At 50.8% G+C, this 18,547-nt stretch carries 18 protein-coding genes; 1 reads left to right on the top strand and 17 read right to left on the bottom strand.

Annotated features, from left to right (window positions below; all coding sequences use genetic code 11):
- Window positions 1-15: 15 nt before the first annotated feature.
- The 17 genes from dcd to K9N57_11365 all read right to left on the bottom strand — a co-directional run bounded on the left by dcd (window position 16) and on the right by K9N57_11365 (window position 17,305).
- The gene (dcd, locus tag K9N57_11445) at window positions 16-573 is read right to left on the bottom strand and encodes a dCTP deaminase (protein ID MCF7804797.1); all 558 of its coding nucleotides are present in this window, start codon (window positions 571-573) and stop codon (window positions 16-18) included.
- Entirely contained in the window at window positions 570-1,604 is a 1,035-nt protein-coding gene (locus K9N57_11440; GenBank protein MCF7804796.1) for a bifunctional oligoribonuclease/PAP phosphatase NrnA, read from the bottom strand. Before K9N57_11440 ends, dcd begins: the two co-directional genes overlap by 4 nt.
- A gap of 486 nt (window positions 1,605-2,090) precedes the next feature.
- Window positions 2,091-3,146, bottom strand: a complete 1,056-nt coding sequence (nadA, locus tag K9N57_11435) for a quinolinate synthase NadA (GenBank protein MCF7804795.1) — start codon at window positions 3,144-3,146, stop codon at window positions 2,091-2,093.
- A gap of 103 nt (window positions 3,147-3,249) precedes the next feature.
- Window positions 3,250-3,822, bottom strand: a complete 573-nt coding sequence (locus tag K9N57_11430; protein MCF7804794.1) for a hypothetical protein — start codon at window positions 3,820-3,822, stop codon at window positions 3,250-3,252.
- Window positions 3,823-3,841: 19 nt separating this feature from the next.
- Window positions 3,842-5,311 (bottom strand): sodium:proton antiporter, encoded by a 1,470-nt coding sequence (locus K9N57_11425; protein ID MCF7804793.1) that lies wholly within the window; start codon window positions 5,309-5,311, stop codon window positions 3,842-3,844.
- 362 nt (window positions 5,312-5,673) lie between these two features.
- A complete protein-coding gene (locus tag K9N57_11420) occupies window positions 5,674-6,144 on the bottom strand; it encodes an acyl-CoA thioesterase (protein ID MCF7804792.1) in 471 nt (156 codons plus the stop codon).
- A gap of 750 nt (window positions 6,145-6,894) precedes the next feature.
- Window positions 6,895-8,382, bottom strand: a complete 1,488-nt coding sequence (locus K9N57_11415; GenBank protein ID MCF7804791.1) for an NADH-quinone oxidoreductase subunit N — start codon at window positions 8,380-8,382, stop codon at window positions 6,895-6,897.
- 24 nt (window positions 8,383-8,406) lie between these two features.
- A complete protein-coding gene (locus K9N57_11410) occupies window positions 8,407-9,891 on the bottom strand; it encodes an NADH-quinone oxidoreductase subunit M (GenBank protein MCF7804790.1) in 1,485 nt (494 codons plus the stop codon).
- Window positions 9,892-9,923: 32 nt separating this feature from the next.
- On the bottom strand, window positions 9,924-11,966 hold the full coding sequence (nuoL, locus tag K9N57_11405) for an NADH-quinone oxidoreductase subunit L (protein ID MCF7804789.1): 2,043 nt from the start codon (window positions 11,964-11,966) through the stop codon (window positions 9,924-9,926).
- Between the two features lie 13 nt (window positions 11,967-11,979).
- A complete protein-coding gene (gene nuoK / locus K9N57_11400) occupies window positions 11,980-12,285 on the bottom strand; it encodes an NADH-quinone oxidoreductase subunit NuoK (GenBank protein MCF7804788.1) in 306 nt (101 codons plus the stop codon).
- Entirely contained in the window at window positions 12,282-12,788 is a 507-nt protein-coding gene (locus K9N57_11395; GenBank protein ID MCF7804787.1) for an NADH-quinone oxidoreductase subunit J, read from the bottom strand. Before K9N57_11395 ends, nuoK begins: the two co-directional genes overlap by 4 nt.
- Window positions 12,789-13,091: 303 nt before the next feature.
- Window positions 13,092-13,679 (bottom strand): 4Fe-4S binding protein, encoded by a 588-nt coding sequence (locus K9N57_11390; protein MCF7804786.1) that lies wholly within the window; start codon window positions 13,677-13,679, stop codon window positions 13,092-13,094.
- Between the two features lie 20 nt (window positions 13,680-13,699).
- On the bottom strand, window positions 13,700-14,752 hold the full coding sequence (nuoH, locus tag K9N57_11385; GenBank protein ID MCF7804785.1) for an NADH-quinone oxidoreductase subunit NuoH: 1,053 nt from the start codon (window positions 14,750-14,752) through the stop codon (window positions 13,700-13,702).
- Window positions 14,753-14,755: 3 nt separating this feature from the next.
- Window positions 14,756-15,877, bottom strand: a complete 1,122-nt coding sequence (locus K9N57_11380) for an NADH-quinone oxidoreductase subunit D (protein ID MCF7804784.1) — start codon at window positions 15,875-15,877, stop codon at window positions 14,756-14,758.
- Entirely contained in the window at window positions 15,878-16,387 is a 510-nt protein-coding gene (locus K9N57_11375; GenBank protein MCF7804783.1) for an NADH-quinone oxidoreductase subunit C, read from the bottom strand.
- A complete protein-coding gene (locus K9N57_11370) occupies window positions 16,388-16,879 on the bottom strand; it encodes an NADH-quinone oxidoreductase subunit B (protein MCF7804782.1) in 492 nt (163 codons plus the stop codon).
- A gap of 3 nt (window positions 16,880-16,882) precedes the next feature.
- A complete protein-coding gene (locus K9N57_11365; GenBank protein MCF7804781.1) occupies window positions 16,883-17,305 on the bottom strand; it encodes an NADH-quinone oxidoreductase subunit A in 423 nt (140 codons plus the stop codon).
- A gap of 623 nt (window positions 17,306-17,928) precedes the next feature.
- Between K9N57_11365 and K9N57_11360 the strand changes: the two genes are divergently transcribed.
- The gene (locus tag K9N57_11360; GenBank protein MCF7804780.1) at window positions 17,929-18,342 is read left to right on the top strand and encodes a CoA-binding protein; all 414 of its coding nucleotides are present in this window, start codon (window positions 17,929-17,931) and stop codon (window positions 18,340-18,342) included.
- Window positions 18,343-18,547: the final 205 nt, after the last annotated feature.

Genomic DNA, 18,547 nt, shown 5'->3' with positions numbered 1-18,547 from the left:
AAGGGGAAATTCAGTCTATCTGACCTGCGCTGGCGTAATTCCGCGCTGGGACTGGTACTTGCCTTTTTTATCTTTGTAGGACGTGTTGCAGACTTCATCACTCTCAAAAAAGATCACCTGACATAATCCTTCATTGGAATAGATTTTGGCGGGCAACGGCGTGGTGTTGGAAATCTCCAATGTGACGTGGCCTTCCCACTCCGGTTCGAACGGGGTGACGTTGACAATAATCCCGCACCGGGCATACGTGGATTTCCCCAGGCAGATGGTGAGAATTTCTCGGGGTATCCGGAAATACTCCACGCTCCGCGCCAGGGCGAAACTATTGGGCGGTACAATGCAGACATCGCCCTTGAAATCAATGAACGACTGGGGATCGAAGTTTTTGGGATCCACGACCGAGTTATTCACGTTGGTGAATATCTTATACTCGTCGGACACCCGTAAATCATAGCCATACGAAGAAAGTCCGTATGAAATCACGCTCTCAGAGATATTTTCCTTCACGAACGGCTCGATCATCCCGTGTTCTTCGGCCATTTTTTCAATCCAGTGATCCGGTTTAATACTCATGATATGGCTTGCTCCACTTCTTTTCGATACTGTTCATCCAGGTAGTCGTCTATTGCCTTCTCCACCTCTTCTATGACAATGGGGATCGCCTTTTTATACGGCTTGTCAATAACCGCTCCGGCGGCGAATTCGTGTCCACCACCATCGAAGTGTTTTGCCACCTGATTTATTACCACACTTCCTTTGCTCCGGAAGTTGATGCGGGTCTGCTGTTTATTGAGTTCGTGAAACATGACTGCGACTTCAATTTCACCCAGCGTCCGGATAAAATCGGTAAAGCCGTCCACGTCCTGGTGGCTGGCTCCGACCTGTTCCTGCATCTTCAGCGTGACTGGAAAATACGCAATCCGCCGATCGCTGGAAAACTCCAGATTTTCGATAACTTTACCGAGGAGTTTCATGCGCTCAACGGAGGAGGATTCATACACATTCCGGTACACATTATGAGGCTCCACGTCGAATTCCAGCAATTTCATCGCCATCCGGTGGGTTTTCGAGGTGGTATTGCTAAATCGGAATGAACCGGTATCCGTCATCAGCGCGCAATAGAGTGCCTGGGCGATTTTGAAGTTCATGGCATCCGGATCGATGTGCTGAATCAGATGATATACCATCATGCCGGTGGCAGCAGATTCAACATCAATAATTTCATGGTCGAAATCGTGTTTGGTCTGCGGATGATGGTCAATACAGATGGTCTTACCGGGTGACTGCTTGATATGATCACCGACCTTTTGCAACCGGGCATAATCTCCGATATCCAGGATGATAAACGCATCGGCGTTCTGTACCAGATGGAGGTGCTCCACCGGCTTATATACACGAACATTACCGCCCTCATCGAGGAACTGGTATTCCTGTCCCATAGCCGACGGGTTGAGGATGTGGACCGTTTTTCCTCTGGCTCTCAGAAAATGGAATAACCCGATCTCAGAGCCAACACCATCCCCGTCCGGACTGGCGTGGGTAGTTAGTACAATCCGTTTCGCCTCTTCCAGGCATTCTTCTATGGGTTGCCAGTTTACAGTCATTTATTCTACACTACCTAACTAGATTTCGCGTTTATATAGGATTGAATGCATTGTCACCGGCGATCGAGCCCGCGAGCAGACAATACAGTTCTCAAAAAGAACGAAAAATGTAGATGGCCGCCCCGTGAAAGTCAAGGAGTTTAGGTTTACAGGGATTTCGGGTGAGTAGCCAAACTGCCGGTAATCGCTCTCTGCGTCTCCGCTTGCGTACTATCAAAAAGCCAGGTCATCCTGAGCGAAGCTTCACCGGACCTGAAGTCGTCCCAGTGGGATCCCTTCCGGGGAAGGATCTCGTCAAGTTCCCCTTCGGAGGATTCTCTACGAGATTCCTCGGCTCCGTCAGGCAGTCACCGGACTCCACCTGGAATGACTTGCTGCTAGCCCTATTTCACGGGTCGGCGACCCTGAAAGGGGCAAATATTATTCAAACTCGGATATCGTTAATAAAAAGAATAAAGGAGATAATTTAAGTATTTGGCGCCGAAATCACCCGATCTCCAACATCCTGTCGACCGCTCTCTTTGCGCGGACGCGTATATCTTCCGGCACATCAACCTGGTACTGGTTATACAGCAGCGCGTCTCTGGTCATCTCCAGGGTGATCTGGTTCATATGGGGACAGCGCACGCTGCAAAGGCGCACCATCTCTTTATCCGGATTTTCGGCGGCGATATTGTCCCCCATGCTGCACTCGGTCAACAGCAGATACTGCTCTGCTTCCACGTCATGGACATAATTTATCATAGCCGAGGTGCTTCCGGAGAAATCGGACGCGTCGCAGACTTCGGTGCTGCATTCCGGATGGGCGAGCACCACCACATTCGGAAACTGCTTCCGCACGTTTTCGATGTCTTTTACCGTGAACTGTTCGTGGACTTCGCACCGGCCGTGCCAGCCAACGAGATCATATTGCAGACCGTTAGACTGCCCGTTTTCGGATTTCGGGGTCTTGGTTGGGAAAATGATCGATTTCCCGGTTTCCCGCGCCACGTTCCCTGCCAGGTATTCGTCCGGCAGGAAGATCACCTGATCCGAATCCAGAGAATTTACGACTGCCACTGCATTGCTCGACGTACAGCATATATCGGTCTCCGCCTTGACATCAGCATAGGTATTCACATAAGTCACAACCGGTACCCCAGGATATTTTTCCTTCAGACTCCTCACATCTTCGGCAGTGATGCTTTCAGCGAGGGAGCAGCCGGCCTTATCCGACGGAATCAAAACGTTTTTATCCGGATTCAATATTTTTGCCGTTTCAGCCATAAACTCCACGCCACAAAAGACAATGGTATCTTTGGGTGTCTTAGCCGCTTCACGGCTCAGTCCCAGGGAATCACCGGTGATATCCGGTACAGAGTGAAACAGCGCCGGCTCCATGTAATTATGCCCCAGGATGACGGCGTTCTTTTCTTTCTTGAGTTGAATAATTTCGTATGCCAGTTCCGCCTTGTATTGCAGCTCCGCTTCCGGAACTACTTTCTTCAGCTTCTCATACATCTGGTCATACAGGTTATCTACACTGGTTGCGGCTAGCCCCATTGACATACCCTTTTGTTTTCTATGAACTTGTGCATTTTCCTCTTCCAGGTTGTTACAACAGATCTTCTTCTAAAAAGTTCACCGGAAAAGCGTCTTTGAGGCGCTATTCCGCTACCTGTATCTGCATCATTTCGAGATCAACCTGTTCTATCTGCTGCAGTCGGTAATAGAATGACAGGATTTTTCCGAATGGACCGGCGGCCGTCCCGCTTCCCTTCAGCACGTAATCGTGCTCCGGTGCATACATTTCGGTACCTTCCGCCCCTTCATTAATAATCTCTTCCGATTCGTAGTCCGAAAGTTCAATACTCTCATCCCGTTCCTGAATAATATCGAGTGCCTGTTCCCCGAATTTCTCTGAATAGATCTGCATCGAAAAACCGAATGTGAGCCCCGCGATTTCGTGGACCTTTTCTATGGTAAATTCCAGATCTTCCTCGAATGACTTTAGCACCTCTGTCGCAGCCTGAAGCATCGATTCTTCGATCACATAGTTCGAGTATTTCTTACCGAGGCCTATTTTACTTGCGATTGAAGCCTTATGATGGTTAGACGCGATATTGTATTCACTGCATCGATAGACCTTTTCGTTTTTCTCGCGCCCCAAAGCAAAGCCACGGAGCAAACCGTGAACAAAATCTTCCTGTCCGGAGACCACAATTTCATAGAGTTTCATATCAATATCTTCCCGTGATTTAAGTCAAAAATATTAACGTTACCAGAACAAAGACCGGTACCAGGATAATGAGCGAGTATTTGAACATATATCCAAAGAAACTCGGCATATCCACCCCGCGTTCTTCCGCAATCGACTTTACCATAAAATTCGGCGCGTTGCCGATATAGGTAATCGCTCCAAAAAACACCGCCCCAATGGAAATAGCGACGAGATAAATTTCGTGCTCTGCAATCAACCGCGCTACTGCAGCTGGTTCCGGTACGCCGGCATAGAAATTCCCCAGTGCGGTGTTGAAGAAAGTCAGATAGGTCGGCGCGTTATCCAGGAAGGCTGACAAGGATCCGGTAATCCAAAAGTAATGCACCGGGGACCGCATCGCCTCCATAATAAAGGCGAATGCTCCCTGTTCCCCTGCCTTCAGTATGGCCAGCGCCGGAATAATAGTCATAAAAATCCCGGCGAATAGATAAGCGACTTCCTGGATGGGAAACCAGCCAAATTCGTTCTTTTTATGGATTTCTTCCCGGGTCGAATATAGTGAAAAAATCCCCATCAGAATGATGATAGCATCTCTGGTCAGACTCTGGATTCCTACGTGTACTCCAAGGATAGTCACGTCGCCCGGCTTCCAGATACCGCTCATAATCACCGCGCCCACAATGCCGAGCAGGAAGAGAAAGTTGTGCCATCCCAAAATCCGGAGTGGGACATGATCTTCTTCGACTTCAAGTTCGGGTTCTTCTCTTTTATACATAATCGTATCGAAGAGATAATACCCGGCTAAAAGTATGACGGCGACAAATGCGAATTCCGGCAGCAGAGTCAATGTCCAGAAGAACGGGACGTTGTGCAGAAATCCAAGGAACAGCGGCGGGTCTCCGACCGGTGTCAGCGAACCGCCGATATTGGCTACCAGGAAGATGAAGAAAACCACAGTATGTACCTTGTGCTTCCGGTCTTCATTGGCCGTCAATAGCGGCCGGATCATCACCATGGCGGCCCCGGTGGTGCCGATCCAGGACGCGAAGATGGTTCCGATTCCAATCATGATAGTATTGATAATCGGTTTGCCCTTCAGATTGCCCTGAATGTAAATCCCGCCGGATACCGTAAACAATCCCCAGAGCAGAATGATAAATGGGATATAATCCAGGAGGTAGATATGGGCAATCTCGTAAAATGCCAGCCCCTGATAAGCAATCAAAAACGGCACGGCAAAGATAATTGCCCAGAACGCGGAAACCTTCGGAAAGTGTTCGTGCCAGAAGTGCGGTGCCACCAGCGGGAAAATCGCTATGCTCAGGAGGATTCCAACAAATGGAATCACACTCCAGACCGGCAGCTCCGCACCAATATTATGCTCACCGTGCGCTCCTTCGGCACTGTGATCTGTCGATTCGCCATGACCTGCTTCGCCGTGTGCTTCGTCAGCATGCTGCTGCTCGGTTACAACCGTATCTTCCGAGTGATCCTGTGCCGTAGCCATCACCGGCGCGATACTCCAGAAAAGTACTGCCAGGGTTATTACCGGTAAAAAACCGTTCCGTAACCACCGTCTCATGATTGACCTCATCCTGCGTTTGTACCGGATATCACGCATTTCACCAATTCGCACGGAATTGTCCGCTCTCCGCAATCAGACTGCCTGAAAAATTTCGAATGCTGGGAATGGAATGATAATCCTGAGTTAATAGTAGCCAATTGAAGATAAAATCCAGAACACCGGATCTCCTGCGACATCTCCCCCACCCTATCTTTCAAATTAACCATATTGATGCCGCTTTGGCGTCCCTTCTCTTGTGATAGATCTCAAAACAGTTAGAAAGGTATTGAACCGGGGGTCGCAATTCAAATATTTTTTCGATCCTCCAACCGGGCCTCCCGACGCTGTTTCGCTTCGCGGTTGCGGCGCTTGTCCTCATCCGTTTCCAGTTCAAGCGGCGGTACCTGAGTCGGATTCCCCTCCTCATCGACCGCCACAAACGTCAGATACGCTGAACTGGTGTGTTTCTGCTCACCGGAGACCGGATCCTCGGACAACACCTTCACACCGACTTCCATCGATGTCTTTCCGGCGTAATTCACCGAAGCCCGTAAAATGATAAAGTGTCCCAGTTTAATGGGATGATGGAAACTTAGTTCGTCTGTCTGGGCGGTCACCACGCGCTGACGGGCATGGCGCATCGCCGCAATAGACGCAGTGATATCGATGAGATGCATGACGCGTCCACCCAGGATATTCCCCAGCGGATTGGTATCGTTTGGGAGAACCAGTTCTATCGTTTCTACCTGGGATTCGGAGACGGGTTTTGAGTTCATTGGCGTCCTCAATTTATGGCAAGTTCAATTTGAGGGAAGATACTAAAAAACCGGTGGAGATTTTATCGGAATAATCGTAATAGCCAACAAAACTGGAAATTCGTAGTGATCTCCCCCGTAATCCGATGCACTATTTGCGGGCTGCTCGCATTAGGGGCCGTCCCCCCCCCTGTCGGTGCCTCCCGTCGTGGCGGGGTCCCCGGCAATTTTTCGACTAAAAAAAATTTACCGGGAATCCTGAGCGAGTGCAGCGAGTCGTCCCAAAGGGATCCCTCCGGGGAAGGATCTCTTTATTTTTACTCCGGAGGCTACTTTACGAGATTCCTCGGCTCCCCTGAACACCGGGTCGCTCGGAATGACTGAGAAATGCGAATGGAGTCCCGGCAAACGGAATCTCCGAAGATTTTCCAAACAACACCCCCTGCCGGAGATGGAGATCGCTTCAAGCGTCGAAGCTAGCTTTTCAACTAAAAAAATCACCAGTCATCCTGAGCGGAGGTTCGCCAGAATCGAAGCCGAAGGATCTGGTTATTTCACTTTCGGGCCTTGAAATAACCGGATTCCTCCGCTCATTCCATTCGGTCGGAATGACTCTCAGCTGGAGAGAACAACCCTTTCAGGAGTCACCGACCCTGAAAGGGTCATTTTTACCGGGGTAACATAGAGCCGTTGTCCTATCCGCGGTCATCCGTCGTTACAGCGTTCCGCCCAAGGCGGTCAGTGTGCTATCAGAATTTTTTTGAGGAAGTATTAGAAAAACTGCAATGATTTGAGCGTAAACTCGGCGATGGAGTTCCAGTAGAGGCCCAGAATAATCGTTGGAATTACCAAAAGGGTCACAAGCGTCGTCATCCAGGCCCGGGGCTTCACCGTCTCAAGTGAATCTGGTGCATCTTCGAAGAACATGACTTTGACGACTCTGGCGTAATAGTAAAACGAAATTACGGAATTGATAATCCCGACCACGGCCAACCAGTAGAACTCTTGTCCCGCCTCGATAAGCGCACTGAACAGATAAAATTTTCCGATGAATCCGGCCGTTGGTGGCAGGCCGGTGAGTGCAAACATAAAGACAGCCATGACCACACCGATATACGGGATCTTGAATCCGAGTCCCCGGTAGTCATCGATGGTTTCAGTATCGTAATTGTTCGAGATGATGATAACAATCAGGAAGGCGCCGAGGTTCATGAACAAGTAGACAAATAGATAATACAGCATGGCGAAGACGCCCTGCTGGGTCAGTACCACCGCACCCATGAGAATATATCCGGCATGGGCGATGCTGGAATACGCCAGCATGCGCTTTATGTTCTCCTGCTTGATAGCCACCAGATTCCCTAGGAACATGGTCATGGCGGAAATTGCCGCCAGGATCTCCGGCCACGGCAGAGACGACATCACGAACCATTCGGTCATGTTCGGCGTGGTATTCCCGACGAAAACCACGTTAAAAAATCGGATAAGTATTGCAAATCCTGCCGCCTTCGGGGCAACGGAGAGAAAACCGGTAATCGGCGTCGGCGCACCTTCGTACACATCCGGAGACCAGAAGTGAAACGGTACGCTGGCGATCTTAAAGCCAAATCCCGTCAAAATTAGCAGTATTGTTACGGTGAGCGTCACGGTACTGACATTTCCGCCCAAGAGTGCCTGATGGACTACCGTCAGGTTGGTGCTGCCCGTCAAGCCGAACAGGATGGAAAACCCGTACAGCATAATACCGGAAGCAACGCCGCCGTAAATCACGTATTTCAGCGACGCTTCGTTTGAGCGCTGTCGATTTTTCAGATATCCGGCCAGGATGTAGGATGGGATGCTTACCATTTCCAGCGACAGATAGATCATCAGCAGATCCACCGCGCTCACAAGTAAAAACATCCCCAGCACCATGGTGAGAATAAGGCCGTAATATTCGCCGAACCGATAGCGCTCCAGTTCTTTGGTGCGCATGGAGATTCCGATGGTGAACACCGTGGCAATCAGGATGAGCACCTTGAAAAACGTTCCGAACGGATCAACGGCCACCGTATCGAAGAACAATCCTCTGGGCGAGTTGTCCATAACTATCACTGCTATAAATGTAGCCACAACGCCGGCAAACGCATAATACGCACTCCGCCAGGAATCCCGTTTGCTCAGAATCAGATCCGCAATAATCACCAACAGGATAGAGCCCGCCAGAATCAGTTCGGGAATGAAATATTGGAGGCTCGTTATGTTACTCTGATAATCCATAGATCCAGACGCTCTCTGCGGTTCCTAATTGATTGCCATGCTGGCGCCGAAATTTAGCACGTCCAGCAGTTTATCCACGGTGGCGGTGAAGAGATCCAGCATCGGCATGGGATAGACGCCGAGAAAAATCACGATGACCACCAGCGGCACCAGAGTGAACAATTCCCGGCCGTTGATAACGGCGATATCTTTGTACTTTTCATTCAGTTCGCCGAAGAAGATCCGCTGGAATGCCCAGAGGAAGTAGCCGGCGTTCAGCACGATACCTATAGTAGCGATAATGGTCAGCGTGGTGTACACCGGAAACGCTCCGATGAAAACCATTGCTTCGCTGATGAAGCCGGAGAGTCCTGGCAGACCCAATCCTGCGAAAAAGGCTACGCCGGCAATTCCGGTATAGACCGGCATTTTAGAAGCTAGTCCGCCAAATCCGTCAATCTCGCGATGGTGCGCCCGGTCGTAAATCACGCCGACGCTGAGGAACAACATGGCCGTGATGGTGCCATGGTTGAACATCTGGAAGATGGCGCCGCTCATGCCGGCTTTGGTCATGGCCGCCATGCCAAGCAGCACAATCCCCATATGACTAATAGACGAATACGCCACCAGGCGTTTAATATCCTTCTGCGCCATGGCGCACATCGCCCCGTAGATTATATTAATGACTCCGAGGATGGCCATAGGCAGGGCGAACCAAAGCGTCCCCTCAGGTAAAATCGGAAATGATATTCTTAATAATCCGTAGGTTCCCATTTTCAGGAGGACTCCAGCCAGGATGACGGAGATCGCCGTCGGCGCCTCAACATGGGCCAGCGGCAGCCAGGTATGGAACGGAAAGACCGGCACCTTGATTGCGAATGCCACAAACAGCGCCAGGAAAACCACGATCTGAAAGGTGTGCCCGTAAGTGCCACCCATCAGCGTCAGCATATTGAAGGTATGCGGATCCTGCGTAAAATAGAGCGCCAACATGGCCAGGAGCATCAGGATGCTTCCGGCAAAGGTATAGAGGAAAAATTTGATGGCCGCGTATTCCCGCTGAGGGCCACCCCACATGCCGATGAGGAAGTACATGGGCAGGAGCATTACTTCCCAGAAGATATAGAACAGGAAAAAGTCCAGCGACACAAAGACGCCCATCATCCCGGCATCTAGCAGCAGAAACAGGGCAAAATAGCCTTTGCTCGCCTTATTGATATTCCAGGATGCAAACACCCCGATAAAGCTCAGCAACGCTGTCAGGAGTACCAGTGGCATGGACAAGCCATCAATACCCATAAAGTATTGGATATTGAAGGTCTCTATCCAGTCGTACTGCTCCACGAACTGCATGCCGGACTGGCTACTGTCGAACGCAAACAGGATCATCAGTGCGATCCAGAGCTGGATACCGGTAGCCACAGCGGCGACCACCTTGACCACATCTTTTTGATCCTTGGGGACGAACAGTATCGCCAGCGTCCCGATGACCGGGATAAATGTTACCCAGGTTAGTAAGTGTCCTTGCATCTGTAGTTACCTTTCCTCGTCACTCGCCTCGGTTAAAACACGAGAAATGCAAAAATTATTATAATGCCAAACAGCGTCATGATCACATAGTGCTGAAGCCGCCCGGTCTGGAACAGCCGAACCAGCGAACCAGCAAACAGAACAACTTTTCCCACTCCGTTCACCAGAAAGCCGTCCACGATCTTATCATCGATCCATCTGGAAAGTCGCGAAATAGCACGGGTCACGTAGGCAAATCCGTCGATGATGACCTTGTCGTACCAGTCCATATCAAAGATAGCCAAAGCCCGGCACGCCCGGAGGAATGGCTTGACCACACCCTTACTGTAGATTTCATCCATATAAAACTTGTTGAAACTCAGCCGGTAGACCGGGCCCATCTTCTTTGCCCACTCGGCTGCGCTCAGTTTTTTTCTCTGGTAGAACAGCCACGCCAGCAGGATACCGGTGAGCGCCACGGTGATGGAAATAATAATCGCCGGCAGATGTGCGGTATGCAGTGCGTGGTCAAAGTGCTCCGCCAGCGCCGCGGCGTGCTCTCCTGCCACAGTGCCGGGTTTCACCACCAGTGCTTCGAACCATCCGTGGGACGAAAACGGGTTGATGGACGGAAAGACGTAAAACATAAAGAGGCTCAGCGTAGCCAGGATGCCCAACGGAACCATCATAGTCTGTGGTGACTCCTGAATATGCTCATGGGCACCCGCGTGCGCTGGCTTGCCGTGGAAGGTCATAAAGACCTGCCGGAACATGTAAAACGCAGTCAGGATGGCGGCACCGAAACCGAAAACCGGCAGCAGAAAATGTGCGGGATTCATAAGCGCAAACGCCAGCGATCCCGAAAGCACCGCATCTTTGCTGATAAATCCGCTGGTAAACGGAATGCCGGAGATGGCCAGTGTCGCGATGAGAAAGGTAATGTAGGTCACCGGCATCTTGTGGCGCAAGCCCCCCATATTTCGCATATCCTGGGGATCGAGATTGTGCTTACCGGCGTGATCCAGTCCGTGGTGCATGGCGTGAATTACGCTTCCGGAGCCCAAGAACAGCAACGCCTTAAACGATGCGTGCGTCACCAGGTGAAAGAACCCAGCCACGTAGTGTCCGACACCCAGCGCCATAATCATGTATCCCAGCTGAGAAACCGTTGAGTATGCCAGCACCCGTTTAATATCGTTTTGGGTCACGGCAATAATCGCTGCAAAGATAGCTGTAAATCCGCCGATGTAGGCAATGACCAGTTGCGCATCCACCGTAAGTATCGGAAATATCCGAACAGTGAGATAGACCCCGGCAGCCACCATAGTCGCGGCGTGGATGAGTGCGCTCACCGGCGTTGGACCTTCCATGGCGTCCGGCAGCCAGACGTGCAACGGGAATTGTGCAGATTTGCCGATAGCGCCCAGGAAAACCATTATCCCGGCGATGGTTAATAGCGAGCCTTGGAGCGCCCCGCCCTCTACCGCACTAAAGACGTCCTGAAAGTTGAACGATCCAATAACCGACCAGATCAGCATAATCCCAATGAGCATTCCTATGTCGCCAATCCGGTTGACCAGAAACGCCTTCTTGCCGGCATCCGATGCCGAATCCTTCTCAAACCAGAAGCCAATCAACAGGTAGGAACTCAGACCAACAAGTTCCCAGAAGATAAAAATGGAAAAGAAACTTGACGAGAGGACCAGGCCGTTCATAGAAAAGGTAAACAGGGACAGGAAGCCGAAGTATCTATGATACCCTTTGTCGCCTTCCATATAGCCGATGGAATAGATGTGCACTAGCGAACTGATCAGTGCCACCACGAACAGCATAATGATGGTCACGTTGTCAATAAACACACCCATATCGACCCTGAATTCGCCGATGTCAATCCACTGGAAGGAGTGTTCGAGGGTAAACGACGGATCGTAGAGTACAAACATCATGGCCATCATGGCCAGGGACATGGCAAAGGTCAACAGGACGGCGGTCACGGAGACGAAATCGCCGCCACGGGGAAGCCGCTTGCCGAAGAACATCTGGATGGCGAATGCCAGCAGCGGCAATAATATGATGAGATATGCGTACAGTGCCATAATCAGTCTCTAATTACCCTCGCAGCGATGATGCTTCGTCAACGTTAATCGTCTTATAATTATTATAGATGTTCAATACGATGGCCAGCGCAACAGCCGCCTCAGCCGCTGCCATGATAATCACAAAGATGGCAAAGATATGGCCGTCAAGCGTAACCGAAGAAAATTTGGCAAACGCTACGAAGTTGATGTTAGCGGCGTTCAGAATCAGCTCGATACCCATGAGGACAGCGATAGCATTCCGGCGCGAGATCACCGCGAACAGTCCCAGCGAAAAGAGGATGGCGCTCACCACGAGGTAGACTTCCAGATGCGTCATACGCTCTCCCCTTCCCCGCTTCGACGGGCCAGCATGGCAGCGCCCACCAGTGCCGCCAGCAATAATAACGACGCCACCTCGAACGGCAACAGCCATCGGGTCATCAGCAGTTCACCGATGGTGCCGACAGTCTCGTCAATCTCCTGTGTTGCCACCGGATTCCAGACCGTAGTCAACAGAACATATCCCAAAATCAGCAGTACGCCCAGCGATGCCACGCCGCCAACGATCCGGTTGGTATTCCCCTGTGAAATATTAATATCCGCAATCCGGTTAGTCAGCATCACCCCAAACAACAACAGTACCAGCACACCGCCGACATAAATCAGCAGCTGTACCGCCGCCAGGAAATCGGCCTCGAGAAAGACGTACAGCCCGGCCACACCGAAAAACGTCCCCAACAGCGCAAATACGGAATAGATCAGCTTCGGGCTGAACACCACTACTCCGGCGGAGAGCACGGTGATTCCGACAAAGATGTAAAAGATTATTTCGCCAAGCATAGTGTTAGAGTGTTCCGGTCTTCATGTGTTTGAGTTATAAAATTATAAAACCGTGTTACGGTGTTTGTGTGTTAATGTGTTCGAGTTCTGTCATTTCTTAATCTTATTCCTAATCGTAACCTTAATAGCTTTTTTGGTTGTTCGTCGTTAGTTGTTTGTTGTTAAAATCCAGTTCCGTTTTCGCGTCTTCTTTGCGTTCTTCGCGGCCAATAAATTTGTTTTTCTCTGCGGCCTCTGTGCCTCTGCGGTAAAGTTTTTATCTTCTATCTGTATAAATTCGTTGCTTCCGCGTAAACCCGCGTTCTATTCCTCCTCATCCGAATTGTCTGAGTCCTCCGCTTCCCGCGCCTTCTTCGCCTCGCGCTCGGCTTTCTTCCGCCGGCGGGCTTCTTCTTTCCTTTGTTTCTCTTCTTCGATGGCCTCGTAGGCGTCTTCCTTCAGCTGCTCCGGCACCAGAGCGAAGTCGTAGATCAGTTCGTCACGGTCGTAGACGGAGAATTCGTATTCCCGCGTCATGTAGAGACAGTCTTCCGGACAGGGATAGACGCAGAGGGCACAGTACATGCATTCGGACATGTCGATGTCAAACTGTTCCACCAGAAGCCGCTTGCTGGTACCGTTTTTGGTTTCGCCCAGCTGATCAAAATCCTTGGGCACCTTGGTGGTCGTGATGTGAATACAGTCCACAGGGCAGGCCCTGGCACACTTATAGCAGCCGATACAGTCCTCCCAGTCCATGTGCAACCGCATCCGGGAGCGCTCGGGAATATCCCATCGCTCGTCCGGGTACTGCAGCGTCACCGACCGGGTGAAGAGATGGCGAAACGTCACCCCGAACCCGATGGCCGTGGTCACAACCGCGTCTTTTATATTTGAAAAATATTGTTTCATTTATTTATGTAAGTTTTGAATTATCCTATCAGCACCAGCCAGAGCCCCACTCCGATGATATTTACAAACGCGATCGGAGTCAGATACTTCCAGCAGGTGACCATGAGTTGATCCACGCGCAGACGGGGAAACGTCCACCGCGCCCACATCTGGACAAAGATAACACCAAATGCCTTCAGAAAAAGCCAGACGAATCCCGGGATAAACGTATCGCCCGGAATGGGGGAATGCCATCCGCCGAGAAATACCACGGTGGCCAGAATGGCCACAATCCACATATTGGCGTATTCCGCCAGGAAAAAGAACGCCCAGCGCATGCCGGAATATTCGGTGAAGGCACCGGCAACAAGTTCGGACTCTGCCTCCGGCAGATCGAACGGCGTCCGGTTGGCTTCCGCCGTACCGGCTACCAGGTAGATAAAAAAGGCGATAAACGCGAACGGGTTTTGAATAAAATTCCATCCAAGGATCCCGCTGAGCCCTCCGATGCCAGCCTCCTGCGCCGTAACAATTCCGGTGATACTCAGGGTGCCGGTCATCATCACGCCGATAAGCAACGAGAGCCCAACCGGAATCTCGTAACTCACGATCTGTGCTGCGGCACGCATTCCGCCGTACAGCGACCATTTGTTATTGGACGAGTAGCCCGCCATAATAATCCCGATGACCACCAGAGAGGAGATAGCAATGATATAGAACAGCCCGACATTCAGGTCGGCACCGATTGCCCCCGGCCCGAATGGCAGCGCTACGAAGACCATAAATGTTCCAAGGAACAGAACGAACGGCGCAAGGATAAAGAGCAGCCGGTTGGCGTTGGCCGGGATGATATCTTCCTTCAAAAGCAGTTTCAGGGTATCCGCAAGAGTCTGTAGAATCCCGTGGAAGCCGACGCGCATCGGGCCAAGCCGATCCTGCATGTGTCCGGAAATCTTTCGTTCCAGGTAGACGGCAACCAGTACAAAAATAGCAATAAAGCCAAAAACAAATAACGTGTAGAGCAGAATGGAAACCACCGAAGCCCATCCTGTGGCCATCCCGAGATCCTGAAAAAATGTAATAAGTGCGTCCATGATCTACCTGTCGATCTCCCCAAGTACGATATCCAGACTTCCGAGAATGGCTACAACATCTGCCACCAGCCAGCCACTGCCGATCTCGTCGATAACACTCAGGTTGTGCAGCGCCGGTGAGCGCATCTTTACGCGGAACGGCTTGGTCTTGCCGTCACTTACGATGTAATATCCCAGTTCCCCCCGGGGATTTTCGCTCCGAAAATAGAGCGACCCCTTCGGCGGACGAATTTTCCGGGGTATCGCCTCCTGTACGTCCCCCTCCACCGGGAGCTGATCCAGCGCCTGCCGGATAATCTTGGCGCTCTCCTGCATCTCCAGAATTTTCACGTAATAGCGGTTCCAGCAGTCGCCAAGCACGCCAACGTCATCAACGCCAGTCGCTACGTTCCAGTCGAACCGGTCATAGATACTGTACGGCTCATCCCGCCGGAGATCCCAATCCACGCCGGATGCCCGGAGCTGCGGCCCGGTGACGCCGTAGCTGATAGCCACATCCTGCGGCAATACCCCTACATCGGCCGTTCGCTCGATAAAGATCTTGTTATTAGTCAGGAGGTCATTGTACTCCTTAATCTGCGGCTCAAAGTGATCCAGAAATTCATAAGTTTTTTCCACGAATCCCTCTGGGATATCATGCGAGAGTCCGCCAATCCAAATGTAGTTGTATAGCAGCCGCGCACCACAGGTCATCTCAAACAAGTCCAGGATCATCTCCCGTTCGCGAAAGGCGTAGAGAAACGGCGTAAAGGCTCCGACATCGAGGCCAAAGGTACCAAATGCCACCAGATGACTGGCAATCCGTTGGAGTTCGGCAAAAATAATCCGGAGATACTCGACGCGCTCCGCTACTTCAATGCCCAACAGTTTTTCCACAGCCATGGAATAGCCGTGATCGTTATTCATTGATGCCAGATAATCGCAACGGTCCACGAACGGTATAACGCCGGGATACTCCAGATTTTCCGCGTGTTTCTCAAAGCAGCGGTGCAGATAGCCGAGCACTGGCTGGATACTGGTCACCACTTCCCCGTCAGTCCGGAGCTTCAGTCGCAGCACACCATGTGTGCTGGGGTGCTGTGGCCCCATATTGATGGTCATTTCTTCGGTTCGGAGGTCGCGCATCTAGGGTGTCAGCTTTTTCGGTTTAATTTTCGGTACGCGGATACCGTGATAATATTCCTGGACTTCGTAATCTTTGCGGAGCGGATGTCCTTCCCAGTCGTCCGGTAGCAGCAGCCGCCGTAAATTCCTGTGGCCATCGAAGAGGATACCGAACAGGTCGTATATCTCCCGCTCGTGCCAGTCGGCAATCCGCCAGATAGATTCAACGGACGGGACCCGGAATTCTTCTTCCCTGGGACCAATAACTTTAATGGTGATTTTGTGGAGATGCCGCATGGAATGCAGATCGTAGACTACCTCCATAACGTCATCTTTGGGACCGAGGTCTACCCCGGTTATGCACATCAGCGAATCAAAATAGAGATCGGGATCATTATGGAGAAATTTCGCAACCTGGTACCACTGTCCCGTATCAACAGCGATAAACTCATTAAATTCTTCGTCGCTTTTGTCGAACGGTTCTTCGCCGAACTGGTCGATTAGTCGGGTGTAGATTTCGTTGCGGGTCATTTACTCTTCGACTTTGGCCAGTGTTTTCTGCTTTTTAATTTTTTCCTGGAGCTTCATCAGGCCCTCCAGCAGCGCTTCCGGCCGCGGTGGACAACCGGGAACGTACACATCCACAGGGACTACAAGATCCACACCCTTCAGCACGTGGTAGCCGTGCTGCCAGTACGGGCCGCCGGAAGTGGCGCAGCTGCCCATGGAAATTACATACTTGGGATCGGCCATCTGCTCCCAGAGACGTCTGACACGCAGCCCCATCTTCATGGTTACGGTGCCGGCCACGATCATCACATCTGCCTGCCGGGGTGACGACCGGGGCATAGCGCCGAACCGATCGAAATCGTGGCGCGCCGCAGCGGTGGACATCATCTCGATGGCGCAGCAAGCCAGCCCAAACTGAAAATACCACGGGGAATTACTCCGCGCCCAGCCGATGAGTTTATCCATCTGGCCGACGATGACATTATCGTTGAATTTATGTTCAAGCACTCCCACAGATTAGTCCTCTTCGATTAGCGTCATAGATTGACGTGCATACCGGCCGATGCCGTAAGGCAGATTCAGCCGTACCCATTCCAGATCGCCTCGCTTCCAGGCATAGGCCAGTCCAACCAATAAAATTCCAATGAAAACCAACATTTCGATCAATGCGAACAGGCCGAGGTTCTTAAATACCACAGCCCAGGGAAAGAGAAAAATGATTTCCACATCAAAGATGATAAAAATAAGTGCTATTACATAAAACCGGATATTAAACTGAACCCAGGACGGCCCCTCGATTTCCTCGCCGCATTCGTAGGTTTCGTATTTTTGAGACTGGGGATTTTCCGGCCGAAGGAGTTTGGCGACATAGAGTAATACCGATAGCAGCACAGCACCAATAATCAGGAATGAAAAAACAGTCAGAAAGTTAAAATACATGCAGTTGTGTCCTAGCGAATTCTCGTGTCTGCTATCCTGTCAAATTCGGAGAAAAAATACCGTGGGGGTGAAGTATTGTCAAGCACTATCGCCCGACAATCCCGGAAGGTATTTGCATACCGACCGGAAAGGTTGAGGTTTGTAATTGGGTATAAAGGTATAGGGGAAGAGGTAAAGGGTATAAGGGACACCAGCGGATCCGCCGCTCCTTCGTCATGGCGAAGTGTCGGAGGAGTGGTATATATAGCGCTGAATCATAGTCGTACTCCTATTCACCTCGGCAAACTATTCTTATCTTTTTAAAACAAAACCAAAATTTCTCATTCGAGAAACAGCTAAATATGACCACGAAGGCATTGCTAGGAAGAGAATCAGCGAGCCCAACAAGCGTCATCACCCCCTATACCAGCAACTACAAACATACATTGCACAACAGACAACGGAATTGGGACGCAACACGCGTGACAGTTTTTACTTTAACACAGTAACACGATAACACTGCAACACGGTTTTTAACCTAAACACCCGAACACTCGAACACTTTAACACTATCTTAATCCTTTGGATTCTAAAAAACACTTAACAAATTAACAGACGGTAGGGAATTAATGCGGGAGCAGGCCATGAACGACTTTGCCAGGGATGACGATATTCAGGAGATTCTGCAGGAAACCGAAACTATCGCGGTGGTGGGACTGTCTGAGAAGACGTATCGGCCGAGCTATGGCGTATCAAAATATTTGCAGTCCCGGGGATACAGAATTATTCCGGTGAATCCCAATTACGATTCGGTGCTCGGTGAAACCTGCTATCCGAGCCTGATCGATGTCCCGGAGCCGGTAAAAACCGTTAATGTATTTCGTAACCCTGAATACGTGATGCCGGTTGTTGACGAAGCCATCGAAATCGGCGCCAAATATCTCTGGCTCCAGGAGCAGGTGGTACATGAAGAAGCCGCTCAAAAGGCGCAAAACGCCGGATTGACCGTCGTGATGAACCGGTGTATGCTGAAGGAACATCGGCGGTTTGGGGAATAAATATCCAACCAAGGCATAACCAATAGCCAATTTCGAAGTACCCATTCCCCCCCTAATGACCCTATTGTGGAGTTGCTATGTTTTGGTGGACACCCCAAAAAGAGCGATATTTCTTGTGAGGAGGTTGTCCAATGAAGATATCAAGCACACGCCGGCACTTCACTGCCCAATTCAAGCGGGACGCGGTCGAACTGTCATATCAGAG

It is taken from the genome of Candidatus Neomarinimicrobiota bacterium (assembly GCA_021734025.1).
Classification (GTDB): Bacteria; Fidelibacterota; JAANXI01; order JAANXI01; family JAANXI01; genus JAANXI01.
This window is presented reverse-complemented; position numbering and strand designations above follow the sequence as displayed.

Coding starts and splice junctions, on each gene's coding strand:
- dcd (MCF7804797.1), bottom strand. CDS start 573: ATGAGTATTAAACCGGATCACTGGATTGAAAAAATGGCCGAAGAACAC.
- K9N57_11440 (MCF7804796.1), bottom strand. CDS start 1,604: ATGACTGTAAACTGGCAACCCATAGAAGAATGCCTGGAAGAGGCGAAA.
- nadA (MCF7804795.1), bottom strand. CDS start 3,146: ATGGGGCTAGCCGCAACCAGTGTAGATAACCTGTATGACCAGATGTAT.
- K9N57_11430 (MCF7804794.1), bottom strand. CDS start 3,822: ATGAAACTCTATGAAATTGTGGTCTCCGGACAGGAAGATTTTGTTCAC.
- K9N57_11425 (MCF7804793.1), bottom strand. CDS start 5,311: ATGGCTACGGCACAGGATCACTCGGAAGATACGGTTGTAACCGAGCAG.
- K9N57_11420 (MCF7804792.1), bottom strand. CDS start 6,144: ATGAACTCAAAACCCGTCTCCGAATCCCAGGTAGAAACGATAGAACTG.
- K9N57_11415 (MCF7804791.1), bottom strand. CDS start 8,382: ATGGATTATCAGAGTAACATAACGAGCCTCCAATATTTCATTCCCGAA.
- K9N57_11410 (MCF7804790.1), bottom strand. CDS start 9,891: ATGCAAGGACACTTACTAACCTGGGTAACATTTATCCCGGTCATCGGG.
- nuoL (MCF7804789.1), bottom strand. CDS start 11,966: ATGGCACTGTACGCATATCTCATCATATTATTGCCGCTGCTGGCATTC.
- nuoK (MCF7804788.1), bottom strand. CDS start 12,285: ATGACGCATCTGGAAGTCTACCTCGTGGTGAGCGCCATCCTCTTTTCG.
- K9N57_11395 (MCF7804787.1), bottom strand. CDS start 12,788: ATGCTTGGCGAAATAATCTTTTACATCTTTGTCGGAATCACCGTGCTC.
- K9N57_11390 (MCF7804786.1), bottom strand. CDS start 13,679: ATGAAACAATATTTTTCAAATATAAAAGACGCGGTTGTGACCACGGCC.
- nuoH (MCF7804785.1), bottom strand. CDS start 14,752: ATGGACGCACTTATTACATTTTTTCAGGATCTCGGGATGGCCACAGGA.
- K9N57_11380 (MCF7804784.1), bottom strand. CDS start 15,877: ATGCGCGACCTCCGAACCGAAGAAATGACCATCAATATGGGGCCACAG.
- K9N57_11375 (MCF7804783.1), bottom strand. CDS start 16,387: ATGACCCGCAACGAAATCTACACCCGACTAATCGACCAGTTCGGCGAA.
- K9N57_11365 (MCF7804781.1), bottom strand. CDS start 17,305: ATGTATTTTAACTTTCTGACTGTTTTTTCATTCCTGATTATTGGTGCT.
- K9N57_11360 (MCF7804780.1), top strand. CDS start 17,929: ATGAACGACTTTGCCAGGGATGACGATATTCAGGAGATTCTGCAGGAA.